This window comes from Acinetobacter sp. YH12069 (assembly GCF_013419675.1).
GTDB classification, from domain to species: Bacteria; Pseudomonadota; Gammaproteobacteria; order Pseudomonadales; family Moraxellaceae; genus Acinetobacter; species Acinetobacter amyesii.
Genome location: NZ_VOZS01000003.1, coordinates 53096 through 65943, shown reverse-complemented (window position 1 = coordinate 65943; position 12848 = coordinate 53096). Strand labels below are relative to the sequence as shown.

General features: G+C 40.3%; 11 protein-coding genes. 6 read left to right on the top strand and 5 right to left on the bottom strand.

Going from position 1 to position 12848, the window contains the following annotated elements; all coding sequences use genetic code 11:
• Positions 1-82: 82 nt before the first annotated feature.
• A complete protein-coding gene (locus FTU16_RS01950) occupies positions 83-2227 on the bottom strand; it encodes an MFS transporter (RefSeq protein ID WP_180162587.1) in 2145 nt (714 codons plus the stop codon).
• Between the two features lie 205 nt (positions 2228-2432).
• On the opposite strand from FTU16_RS01950, the gene FTU16_RS01945 reads away from it, so the two are divergent.
• The gene (locus tag FTU16_RS01945; RefSeq protein WP_373683879.1) at positions 2433-5081 is read left to right on the top strand and encodes a Lon protease family protein; all 2649 of its coding nucleotides are present in this window, start codon (positions 2433-2435) and stop codon (positions 5079-5081) included.
• A 182-nt stretch (positions 5082-5263) separates the two neighbouring features.
• On the opposite strand, the gene grxD is transcribed toward FTU16_RS01945, so the two are convergent.
• Positions 5264-5605 carry a Grx4 family monothiol glutaredoxin gene (grxD, locus tag FTU16_RS01940; protein ID WP_067762767.1) on the bottom strand — a complete coding sequence of 114 codons (342 nt, stop codon included), beginning with the start codon at positions 5603-5605 and terminating at the stop codon, positions 5264-5266.
• Positions 5606-5803: 198 nt separating this feature from the next.
• On the opposite strand from grxD, the gene FTU16_RS01935 reads away from it, so the two are divergent.
• Positions 5804-7015, top strand: a complete 1212-nt coding sequence (locus FTU16_RS01935; RefSeq protein ID WP_180162585.1) for an aspartate aminotransferase family protein — start codon at positions 5804-5806, stop codon at positions 7013-7015.
• Between the two features lie 69 nt (positions 7016-7084).
• Here FTU16_RS01935 and FTU16_RS01930 read toward each other — a convergent pair whose 3' ends face one another.
• The 3 genes from FTU16_RS01930 to surE all read right to left on the bottom strand — a co-directional run bounded on the left by FTU16_RS01930 (position 7085) and on the right by surE (position 9825).
• On the bottom strand, positions 7085-8014 hold the full coding sequence (locus FTU16_RS01930) for a LysR family transcriptional regulator (RefSeq protein WP_180063510.1): 930 nt from the start codon (positions 8012-8014) through the stop codon (positions 7085-7087).
• Between the two features lie 92 nt (positions 8015-8106).
• Entirely contained in the window at positions 8107-8937 is an 831-nt protein-coding gene (locus FTU16_RS01925; RefSeq protein ID WP_180162584.1) for a peptidoglycan DD-metalloendopeptidase family protein, read from the bottom strand.
• A 114-nt stretch (positions 8938-9051) separates the two neighbouring features.
• Entirely contained in the window at positions 9052-9825 is a 774-nt protein-coding gene (gene surE, locus FTU16_RS01920; protein ID WP_180063509.1) for a 5'/3'-nucleotidase SurE, read from the bottom strand.
• 116 nt (positions 9826-9941) lie between these two features.
• On the opposite strand from surE, the gene FTU16_RS01915 reads away from it, so the two are divergent.
• The 4 genes from FTU16_RS01915 (at position 9942) to FTU16_RS01900 (ending at position 12843) form a co-directional block, all read left to right on the top strand.
• Positions 9942-10316, top strand: a complete 375-nt coding sequence (locus FTU16_RS01915) for an MCR_0457 family protein (RefSeq protein WP_168377836.1) — start codon at positions 9942-9944, stop codon at positions 10314-10316.
• 227 nt (positions 10317-10543) lie between these two features.
• The gene (locus FTU16_RS01910) at positions 10544-10930 is read left to right on the top strand and encodes an MCR_0457 family protein (protein WP_180088102.1); all 387 of its coding nucleotides are present in this window, start codon (positions 10544-10546) and stop codon (positions 10928-10930) included.
• A gap of 118 nt (positions 10931-11048) precedes the next feature.
• On the top strand, positions 11049-12197 hold the full coding sequence (dacC, locus tag FTU16_RS01905) for a D-alanyl-D-alanine carboxypeptidase PBP5/6 (RefSeq protein ID WP_078191838.1): 1149 nt from the start codon (positions 11049-11051) through the stop codon (positions 12195-12197).
• Between the two features lie 103 nt (positions 12198-12300).
• On the top strand, positions 12301-12843 hold the full coding sequence (locus FTU16_RS01900; RefSeq protein ID WP_180055102.1) for a gamma carbonic anhydrase family protein: 543 nt from the start codon (positions 12301-12303) through the stop codon (positions 12841-12843).
• The last annotated feature ends 5 nt before the right edge of the window (positions 12844-12848 follow it).

Here is a 12848-nt window from a genome sequence, read left to right as displayed (position 1 = left end):
CCGCAGATATGCTTAGGCTATTTATAAGCTTAGATTAAAAAAGCCCGTTCAGATTGAATGGGCTTTTTTAATTTAAATTGAATTATGAATTGGATTTTTGTTCATGTTCTTTCAATAGCTTGGCGACCCAAACCACTAAAATCAAAATCGGAATACCAATTAAAGTCGTCATCAAGAAAAAGTTTGGATAACCGATATTGGTCACAATCGTACCTGAATAACCGCCTAAAATTTTAGGAGTTAAAGTCATTAATGAACTAAAGATGGCATATTGAACGGCTGTGAAAGAAACACTGGTCAAGCTCGATAAAAATGCAATAAATGCCGCACCAGCAAGACCTGACGCCAAATTATCAACAATAATCGCGAAATATAGCCACAGCGAACTATAAGGCTTAATGACCTTACCTTTGATGTCCACATTTTGTTCAGCACTAGCCAAATTAATCGGTTGAATATCAACACCAAGCACACCCGCCATATTGGCCGCTGTATTCACTTGATATGCTAAATCGACACTCTTTTTCACTACATCATTTTCTAGCAGTTGAGCCGTTAATGTTTTTTGCTTTGCTGTTTCGAGCGCTTGCCCTGGAATTGCAGCACTAAAAACACCAGTTTTATCAAGCTTCGCGTCGAATGGTTTAGCATCCAAAATAATTTGAATTTTTTGATTTTCTTTTAACTCGCCTGCCAAGTATTGTCCACGGACCACGATACTATTTGCAGTCTCTTGAGCTGAAATCGTGTTATCTGAAGTCACTGGCAGCAACATCATTGCTGAGTTTGAAAAAGAATTATTCAGATACGGTAAACTCACCTGTACTGGATGTTGATTCTTAGACTGATAATCCGCACTGACCTGAATATTTTGATCAGCCGCCAAGACTGCTTTTGGAATTTGAACTGCCCAAGCTCCCGTGTCATCCGGCGTCGCTGTATATTGCTGCCCTGCTACATTGACAGTGACATCACTCAATGGCTGACCTGATTTGACCAGACCGATAAAAATCAAGTTTGTTGAACTTGCTAAAATCGCACCAACAAACATCAATTTCATAATGTTCATGCGCTGCGCTAGCAAACCGCCAAGGAAGCCACCAACCAAGCTAAATATCACACCATAGACTTTTACAGCTTCGGCAATCTGCTCTTTGGTGAAGTTTAAATCTTGATAAAACACATTAGAAATGACGCCGGCGATAATATCGGAAATACGGTAAAAACCAATAAGTAACAACAGTACTAAAGCCAGTTTTAGACCATAGCGCTTAAAGAAATCTGCAACTGGATTAACCCAAGTTTCAAATGCCATCTGCTTATTTACAGCACCTGATTTCACTAAAACAGAACCGACACCAAAAGCAACCATAGCTGAACCAATAAAGCGTACAGCCTCTAAACAGAACAATGCAAATGAGTCTGAAATTTGCCACTGCTCTTTCAAGCTTTCAACCGCAACACCTGAATAGATATAACTCAAAACAAAAGCAACCACCGCAGCAAAAAATACAGCGACTAAGCGATAATAGTCGGTCCGTTTATAATGCTTTTGTACACGGTCAACCTGCGGCTCACGTATCGATAAAGTTGTGATAATACCGATAACCATTACAGCAGCCATTGCAAGGTAAGTATATTTCCAAGCTTCATAAATATAGTTACCTTTGGCCGTGCCTAAATATGCAGCCAAAAATAACGCCCCTGCACCTGCCACGATCATGCCGATACGATAACCTGCATTATAAGTCGAAGCTAAAACGGTCTGCATTTCAGTTTCTGCCAACTCAATACGATAAGCATCAATCACAATGTCTTGCGTTGCGGCAGAAAAACCTAGCAATACAGCGCCAGCGGCCATTTGGTAAATATAGCTTTGTCCTAAAGCAGGATCTGAAAATGCCATGATACAAATTGCACAGATAATGAGAACCTGAGCGATCAACAACCATGCACGGCGCCGTCCGAGTTGTTTAGTTAAAAATGGCACAGGCAACTCATCAATTAATGGCGCCCAAACAAACTTAAATGAGTAGCCAAGCGCTGCCCAACTAAAAAAAGTCACTGCACTTTTATCAATTCCTGCTTCACCTAACCAAAGCGATAAACTGGAAAAGATCAGTAAAATTGGGATACCGGCCGAAAAGCCAAGAAAAAGCATAATCAGCGCACGTCGGTCTAAAAATGCAGTAAAAGCAGATTTCCATCCTGAAGCTTGTGTTGTCATGACTCAGTTATTTTTGTCAAAATCGAATGTTGCTATTCAAGCGCTTAACGACAACGGTTTCAACAACATTTATGAAATCATTGTTTTATTTTATCGATATTTCGCATGCTGTTGCTTGATCTTTGGCATTAAACCTGTATACCTTAATTACATATCTCTATTCTTTAGTTTTTTGGATTCAACAGTGACCCAGCGACTTGAACAAATTCACTCTTCTTTATCAACCACCATTAATGAAACCAACACAAAAAACTTAGCAGAAACAGTAACGACACTAAAGAGCGCTTTTGATCAACCCGAAATACAGAATACTTTAACTAAAACCCAGTTGCAGCCGCTTCAGCTGACGCATACGCCTGAGCTTAAAAAAATACCGACGTCTACCAAGCGGATTAAACCACTCAATGACTTTTTAGGACAAGATCGTGCCCGAGCTTCGGTTGAAGCTGGCATTGCATTGCCCTATTCAGGCTATAACATTTTTGCTGTAGGTACCGCAGGCTTAGGTAAGCGCACCATGATTAAGCGCTTATTACAACAACACGCTAAAAATATGCCAACGCCTTCAGATTGGGTCTATGTCAATAATTTTAAGTTTCCGCGTGAACCAATTGCGCTAAAACTTCCTTCTGGTCAAGCGACAAAATTCCAAGCGTTATTACATCAAAGTTGGCAAACCATATTAAAACAGCTTGAACGTCGCTTCACCGCAGAAACCTATCACAATCGCATTGAAATGATTCGCCAACATGCTGGTGATGAACAACATCTTGCTTTAGTTGAATTAACCCGAGAAGGTGAAGAGCTCGATCTTAAACTGATTTCTCAGGATGATGATCATTGTTTCGTTCCCGTGCATTTGGTCGATAACAAATACCAAGAAATGTCCAAAGAAGACATCAATGCACTAAGCAGTAAACAACGAGCTGAAATTGCGTCAAACGTCCGTTATATGGATAAAAAACTTGAACGCCTTGGTCTACATCTTGGTGATCTTGAAGATGACGCACGCGATAAAGTTCAGGTTTTAAACCGTGAAATTGCTAAACAAGTCGTCATGCCGCGTATTGATCTAATTCAAAATAAATTCAGCATGGTTGAAGGCTTGGAAGATTATCTGAAGCAATATGCAGATGACATCATTCAAAATGTTGAGTTTGTGCTTGAGCAAGAAGAAGATGACTTTACACCCGGCCAATTTAACCGCGTGCCATCTCGCTACCAAGCAAACATCATTGCCACACACAAACCTAATGCTGGTGCGCCCGTCATTTTTGAAGATTTCCCTACCCATTACAATTTGTTAGGTCATGTTGAACAACTAACTCAAAACGGTACCATCACCACAGACTTTACCTTAATCCGTCCCGGTGCATTACATAAGGCCAATGGTGGATTCCTCATCTTGGAAGCTGAACAACTTTTAGAACAGCCTTATGCATGGCAAGGTCTAAAACGTGCATTAAAATCAGGACATTTAAAGCTGTCTTCACTTGAACACATGCTCACGCTAACAGGCAGTATTTCGATTGAGCCAGAAGCCATTGATTTAAATATCAAAGTGATCCTGCTTGCTGAACCTGATATTTATTACGATATTTTAGAACTCGAACCTGAACTTGGCAGTGTCTTTAAAATTCGTGCCGATTTTACCGATACATTACAACGTAATGACATTAATGAGCAGGCATATATGCAGCTGATTGCTGACTATGTGCAAACAGATAAACTTCTGCCGTTTGACCGTACGGCTCTCGCAGCACTGTTAACTGATTCAAGTCGTCAAGCTGAAGATCAAAGCTCTTTGTCATTACATGCCCTCACCTTAGGTGATTTGATTCGTGAAGCACATCATCATGCAGCCCTCGCTGGCGATAAAATGGTGACAGAAACACATATCAACACCGCTCTTGATCATCGTAAATACCGTCTAGGCTACTTACGTGAATTGTATTGGCAAGATCTCAGTCGCGGTACACAGTTAATCGAAACCAAAGGTCATCGATTCGGGCAGATCAACGCCCTCTCTGTGATTCAATATGCAGATGTTGAATTTGGTTTACCGTCACGCTTAACGGCTTCGGTTTATCAAGGCGGCGGCGATATTTTAGATATCGAGCGTAGTGTAGAACTTGGTGGTTCTTTACATGCCAAAGGCGTCCTGCTGATGTCGAGTTTCTTAAAGGCACACTTTGGTCGTGAACAAATTTTACATTTTTCTGCTGCCCTTGCCTTTGAGCAAAGCTATGGCCAAGTAGATGGCGACAGCGCAACTGTTGCAGAGCTTTCAGCTCTGATTTCCGCTATTAGCCAATTACCGATCGATCAATCATGGGCAATCACTGGCTCAATGAACCAATTGGGTCAAGTTCAACCGATTGGTGGTGTAAATGCCAAGATTGAAGGCTTCTATGATGCATGTAAATTACAAGGGCTAACAGGCAAGCAAGGTGTGATTATTCCACGCCAAAATATGCAGCACTTGATGTTACGCAAAGATGTGATTGAAGCTGTGCAACAAGGTCAATTCCATATTCACGCCATAGATACCATTGATCAAGCATTAGAAATTTTGATGGCGCGTCCAGTAGGCACTCTTGATAGAAAAGGTCGTTATAGCAAAGGCTCAATCTACGCTGCTGTCATGGAGCAACTTGAATACTGGCAAGCGATTGAAGATGGTGCTGAGTTTGAGGAAGAAGAGCCAAAGAAAAAGAAAAAAAAGAAGAAGTCAAAAAAGGACAAAGATAAAAAGGCAAAGAAGTCTGAAGCTCAAGACAGTACTGCTAAAAATGGGACTGCTGAAAACGAGCAACGTGTTGAAGAAAGTCCGACTGAAGACAATCCGTCATAAATGTTCGATTAGATTATTCATTTGTTGATTTTTCCACCATTCATTGCACTTTAAATGCCTTTGAAATGGTGGAAAAACGCATAACCCCAGACTTTTTAGATAATTAAGTCATAAAAAAAGCGCCTTAAAGGCGCTATTTTTTATCTGTATCCAATGATTAAAATCATCAAATACATATCCAATTAAGCTTCCGGAGCTGGGCTATATTGTTCAACTAAAGGTTGTAATTCACCTTTTTGGAACATATCAAGCATAATGTCACTACCACCGATCAATTCACCATTGATCCATAATTGTGGGAAAGTCGGCCAGTTTGCAATTTGTGGAAGGGTTGCGCGAATATCTTGATTTTCAAGAATATTTACATAAGCAAATGGACGACCAATTTGACTGAGCGCTTCTACTGCACGCGCAGAGAAACCACACTGTGGAAACTGTGGAGTGCCTTTCATGTAAAGTAGAACTGCGTGTTTAGCAATTTGGTCACGAATTAACGCTTCTGTATCGCGTGCTTGTTCAGTCATTGATATATCCTCAATAAATCTGCTTCGCATTATACCCAAAACTGAGTAAAACAATATGACTAAAGCAATATTTCACGTTTTATTTACATTTCAGCTTTTCAAGTGAGTCATATTTTGCTTATATAGACCTCTTGATGCTCATATATATATGGCGTCTCCTCTATATTATTTCAATCACCTGACAAATTAGAGTTAGTCATGAATAACATTACCCTTGCCCCAGTACAAACTGATCAACCATCGCACTTGATGCCAGTATTTGGCCGCCAACCGATCAGCTTTGTCCGAGGTCAAGGTGCTCACCTATATACCGCAGATGGCACAGAATACTTAGACGCACTGACAGGGATCGCTGTTTGTGGTTTAGGTCACTCACATCCTTCAATTACAGCTGCAATTGCTGAACAGGCAGCGACCCTCATTCATACCAGTAACTTATTTGAAGTGCCTTGGCAAACGGCTGCTGCGCAAAAATTAGCTGAAGTTGCGGGTATGGAAGAAGTTTTCTTCTCAAATAGTGGTGCAGAATCAAATGAAGGTGCAATCAAAATTGCACGTAAATTTGGTCATATGCAAGGTGTTGCAAGCCCTAAAATTATTGTTGCTGATCATTCATTCCATGGTCGTACCATGGCGACATTATCTGCAACAGGTAACAAAAAAGTTCAGGAAGGTTTTGGCCCACTGGTTGAAGGTTTCATTCGTGTGCCTTTCGGTGATATTGAAGCAATTGAAGAAGCTGCAATTCACCACCCAGACATCGTAGCGATTTTGGTTGAGCCGATCCAAGGCGAAGGTGGCGTCAACACTGCTCCTCAAGGTTTTAGCTATTTAGAAGATATTCGTCGTATCTGTAACCAACACAACTGGTTAATGATGCTTGATGAAGTGCAAACAGGTAACGGCCGTACTGGTAAATACTTTGCATATCAACACACCAATATTATTCCTGACGTGCTAACTACAGCAAAAGGTCTAGGTAATGGCTTCCCTATCGGCGCAGTCATGACTCAAGGTCGTGGTGTTGGCGTTTTAACAGCGGGTAACCACGGTTCAACTTATAGCGGTACAGCATTAGGTTCACGTGTGGTTTATACCGTGATTGATACCATTCAAAAAGAAAACCTTGTTGAAAATGCTGCAAATATGGGTGCGTACCTTGTTGAGCAATTCACAGAGCAACTTGCCGATCAAAACGTAACTGTTCGTGGTTTTGGTTTAATGGTCGGCATTGAATTACCAAAAGCATGTGGTGAACTTGTGAATATTGCACGTGATGAGCATCACTTGATTATTAACGTAACAGCAGGTTCTGTGATTCGTTTATTACCTACGCTAAACATCAATAAAGAACAAGCGGATATCTTGATTGAACGCATTGTTAAAATGGTGAAAAACTTTCTAGCGTAATTTGTGCCGAAAGTAAAAAAAGCCGCTGATTGCGGCTTTTTTTTATATCTTTTTAAACCTTTTTTGTTTTTATGAGGCTTCTTGGTATACACGTCCGCCTGGTAATTGACTGAAATACAATTTTAATGCATCTAGGCAACGATGAATCTTGGTAGGCTGTTGATCACGTTTAGACATCACAGCATATAGAGTGAATGATGGTAAGCGCCATTCTGGTAAAACTTCAACAAGAGAACCGTTTAATAAGTCTTTTTGCGTATCTAGATATAATATTCTTGCAATGCCATGTCCTTGTTGGCACATTGCTTTTGCAGCAAATACATTATTTGTTGTAAATCGGGAATGCACATCCAATGCAACATGCTCTTTCGTCACTGCATTTTCAAATGCAAAATGCTGAAAGTTTTTAACCAAATTTATTTGAACCATATCATGATTTTGTAAATCTTCTGGTCGTGTAATTAAACTGGTTTGGTTGATATAGCTTGGTGCAGCAACGAGAACTTGTTCAACATGCGCCAATGGCACGACATGAAACTGTTGATCATCAATTTTTGAACTCATGCGTAGCGCAATATCAATGCGTCCATCAATTAAGTCAATATATTGATTATCTGCTTCTAAATGAACTGATAAACCACGATGTGCCGACATCCAATGTGACAATGCAGGAATCACATGATTCGCACAAAGTTCTGGTGTTGATGCAATACGTAATTCACCGACTAAGTCGTCACGAAGTTCATTGATACGAATTTTGCCGCGCTCTGCGGCAGATAGCATCTCTTGGCAACTATGAAAAAAAGCTTGTCCAGCTTCTGTCAAACTCAACTTACGTGTTGAACGATGTAAAAGAATGACTTCCATATCCTGCTCTAGTGAGCGGATTTGCTGACTCACGGCACTCGTGGTAATACCTAACTCACGAGCAGCACCGCTAAACGAATTTTTTTCCACAACGCAAGCAAAGACACCCATTGCTCGAAGTTGATCTAACATAAATTTCCCTCATAAACTTATGAGAAGCTTCATCTTTCGATAAAAGCAACTCATTGTATTATACGGGGATATTTTGCTTTTGCATTATATATTTAATTATTTGGTAAAACTGCAGTTGGATTGATTGGTTTACCATCTAAACGCACCTGAAACTCAAGCATCGTACGGTTTGTACCCGATGAACCCATCTCACCAATTTGCTGCCCTGCTTTCACAGTATCACCACTTTTGACATTCATTTTACTGTTATGTGCATATGCGGTGATATAGCCATTAATATGCTTCACCAAAATTAAATTGCCGTACTCTTTAAGACCATCGGCGGCATAGACCACTTGACCATCAGCTGCTGCAAAAATAGGATCACCTGTATTACCTGCGTAACGTGTTCCTTTCACATTCGATGCTAAGTTATAGCCTTGTAATACCGTAGGACGCGATACTGGACTCACCCAACGTAAACTTGAAGAACTGACCACAGGCGTTGGAACTGTAGTTCGCGTCACTGTCGATGGTGTGGTTGAAGCTTGAGTCACAGGCGCTGTTTGCGTTGGCATTGCAATCGTTTGGCGTTGAATTGGTGCCGCTTGAGTCATGGCTTGTGTAGACGTCGTACGACGAGAGCCACTATTTTTAAGGCGAATGGATTGTCCAACATAGATGCGATAAGGCTGCGCAATATCGTTCATTTCTGCAATGCTGACATAGCTCAAACCATAGCGAGCGGCAATGCCACTTAAAGTATCTCCCGAACGAACTGTATAATAATCCGGAGCAGTCGCATAACGGGTCGCATTATTAATTTGTGGTTTTGACGCACAGCCAGTCATGACCAAAGTCGCAACAACCGCAGCAGATAAAACAAGGGTCTTAAATAATGCTGCAGGAGCGGCAATAACGCGATATTGTGACACCAGGGACATCATCTTCCTCACTAATAATTCAAATATAGTCATTATGAATGGGCTAAGATTAGCAAAAATCCACTCTAAAAAAGTTGCGGCATAACCATTTTCACAAAGTTATAACATTAATACTTAAGATTTAGATAACTCTGAGTGCAAGTTATTCAAAATCTCATAGTTTGTAGCATCCATTTGTATAGGCGTTACACTGACATAACCATTTGCCACGGCAAAGAAATCTGACTCGATATCGGTTAAGCCTTTTTTAGGCTCTGCCACAGCCTCACCTGCCAAGCCAATCCAATAGACTTGACGACCACGCGGGTCTACATGACTGGTAATCGGTTTGGACTGTAAACGTCGCCCTTGATAGGTCACTTTAGTGCCTTGAAGTTCAGCGACATCTGGAATATTGATATTAAAAATATGTCGTGCAGGTAGCGCAGGTAAGCCATTGGCAATAAAGTCATGCACCCATTGTGCAGCTACGGCATAATCTTCAGGGTTGTTATAACTACGCACATTCGGCCCAGCCAAAGACACGGCTAGCGCAGGTTGTTTCATTAGACGACCTTCAAATGCGGCACCGACCGTCCCTGAATACAGCACATCATCACCCAGATTTGCGCCGCTATTGATCCCACTCACCACCAAATCAAATTCAAAATCGAACAAGCCATTCATTGATAAATACACACAGTCCGCAGGTGTGCCATTTACCGCCCACATATTTGGTGCAATTTCGACAGGTCGTAATGGTCGATCTAAAGTCAGTGCACTTGAAAAACCACTGCGTTCACTTTCAGGTGCAACAATCACCACACGACCGAGAGGACGCAATGCATGTGCTAAAGCTTGGATACCGGGAGCAAAAACGCCATCATCATTGGCAATTAATATATTCACAACTAAATTTCCATTACTAAAAAATTAAAAATGACTCGCAAGAACATTTTATTGAAATATATGAATAATTATATATATTTACATTTCAACATCCAGCATAAATGTGTGTGTACAAAATGAATAAAACCGTAGCACTTCGTGGTTTATTGGGCTTTGCTCTAGCAGCTTGCATGACTCAAACTGTGGTCGCAGACAATGACTTCACTCAAGAAGAAGCCAATACCATCGTAAAAGAAGACATTGCATCTGCACAAGTCATGTTAGAAGTATGCCCTGCGATTATTGGTCAAAATGCAAAATTTGATGCCAACATTCAAGCACTCACTAAAACATATCTTGCTGATTATTCTGATAAATCAATGACTTTAGAAAAACTACAGTCTGACAGCGAATATAAATCAGTTCTTGAAGAAGCACGTCAAGCTGCTAAAGAAACTGATAAAGCTGAACAAAAATCAGTTTGTGATGACGTTTTAAATTATGAAGGTTAATTGATCATTCAGATTTGGACGCCCTCTCAATAGGTTAGTCCTAATTGCATCAAACCTGCCAAAAAAGGATGACGCTTTATAGCCTCATCCTTTTTTCTTTCACAATGTATTGATTTCTAAACAGCTTCAATACAATTTTCTACTGATCTCTACCCAAAATATGATTAAGCTTGGCTAATAAATTTTAGCTATTTGATATCTTTTAGGTTATTTAACAGGTTATTTAAATGAAAAACTCTTTTGTAAAATCTCTTTGTGCCCTTAGCCTTTCTGCTTTTGCTTTCACTACCTTGTCTGCACATGCCGCAGATGAAAAAATTGAAGTTACCCCTACACCTCAAGTAACTACTCAAGAACTTGCAGCTATCTATGTACTATCTGAAGTCTGCCCAAAATTGGTGAATGACAAAGATCAACCAAAGTTTGAAGCGGGTTATGCAAAATTAGCTAAAGAATATATGCCGAATGAAAAGAACCCAGTAAATGCTTTACAGCAACTCAGCAAACAAAAAAGTTTTAAAGACGCTTTAAAAGAAGCGCAGTCTGATGCGAAGAAAGCTGGCGATAAGAAAAATGGTGCGATTTGCAAAGAATTGACTGCTTACAGCAAATAATACCAATTGGTTACAATACTTTTAAAATAAGCGCTTGCACCCCATAGCAGTCCGCCTAGCTTTGTCCTAAAATGCTAGGCTCTTTGTGCTTATACCTAAGTTATTGGAACCACCCAGAATGACCCGAAAAACCGCCCTTGCCGCATTACTACTTGCACCTAGTTTTTCATTCGCGGCAACTGTCCTTTCTGCACCACCTGAATTAAATAATAAATCTTATGTGCTGATGGACTATGAGACAGGGCAAATCCTTGCTTCTAAAAATGAAAACGAAAAATTAGCTCCTGCTTCAATGACAAAAATGATGACCAGTTACATCATTGAGCAAAAGTTATTAAGCGGTGAACTAACTGAAAATGAAAAAGTACGTATGAATGAGTCGGCTTGGTGTCGCGGCAGCAGCACTGAGTCATGTATGTACGTTCCGCTCAACGGTACTGCAACTGCATTAGAAATGTTACGTGGCATTATCATTCAGTCGGGTAACGATGCTTCTAAAGCTATGGCAGAACATATTGCTGGCAATGAAGGCACCTTTGCCCACATGATGAACCAAGAAGCGAAACGTATTGGCATGGTGAATACTCAATTCATCAATGCGACAGGTATGCCAGCTGAAGGACATTTCTCGACTGCCAAAGATATGGCGACTCTTGCGCAACATATCATTCATGACAGTTCAAAATACTATCCGATCTACTCTGAAAAAGAATTTACGTTCAATGGCATTAAGCAAGGCAACCGTAATGCCCTGCTTTATACTGACCCAAGTGTAGATGGTTTAAAAACTGGTCATACTGAAGAAGCTGGCTACTGCTTAACGACTTCAGCTAAACGTGGTCCTTTACGTTTAATTTCAGTGATCTTTGGTGCGCCAAGCATGAACGAGCGTGCATCACAAACACGTGAAATTTTAGCTTGGGGTTATGCAAACTTTGAAACTGTTAAAGTTCAACCTGCTAAACAAGTACTTGCAAAAGCAAAAGTTTGGTACGGTAAAGACAATGAAGTTCAAGTTGGCCTAGCTGAAAACTTTAACGTGACAATGCCTAAAGGCGAAGCGAACGCCATTAAAACTCAATTGGTTGTTCAACCTAAATTGACTGCTCCTTTAAAACAAGGTCAAGTGGTTGGTAAATACGTTGCAACGCTTAATGGCAAAGTCATTGCTGAAAAACCACTTGTCGCTCTACAAAATGTCGAAGAAGCTGGTTTCTTTGCAAAAATGATTGATCACATCAAACAATTCTTTAGCAACTTATTCTAAATTTGATGAAAACTTGATATTAAGACTAAAGTGAAGGCATCTAGATTTCGGTCTAGGTGCTTTTTTATTTTATACTGCCTAAAAACCTGTAGATGACTTACCTATGAGCCAAAACATCCGCCCTTATTTAGACACATCCCCACGTATTCATGACACTTGTTATATTGATGAAATGTCCATGGTGATTGGCGATGTTGTATTGGCTGAAAATGTCTCGGTATGGCCATTTGCTGTGATTCGTGGTGATGTAAACCACATTCGTATTGGTAAAAATTCTAATGTGCAAGATCACTCAATGTTGCATGTGAGTCATAAAAAAGCCGATAAGCCTGAAGGTTCTCCACTGATTATTGGTGAAGATGTGACGATTGGTCATCACGTGAAATTACATGGTTGTACCATTGGTAATCGTGTTTTAGTCGGTATAGGTACGATTATTTTAGATGATGTAATTGTTGAAGATGATGTGATGATTGGCGCGGGTTCGCTTGTTCCACCCAATAAAGTTCTTGAAAGTGGTTATTTATATGTCGGTAGTCCTGTTAAGAAAGTTCGACCACTGACCGATAAAGAAAAAGCGTTCTTGCCTTATTCAGCACAGAATTATGTGAAGGTGTCGAATAATTATCTTGATCAAAATAAATAATATAC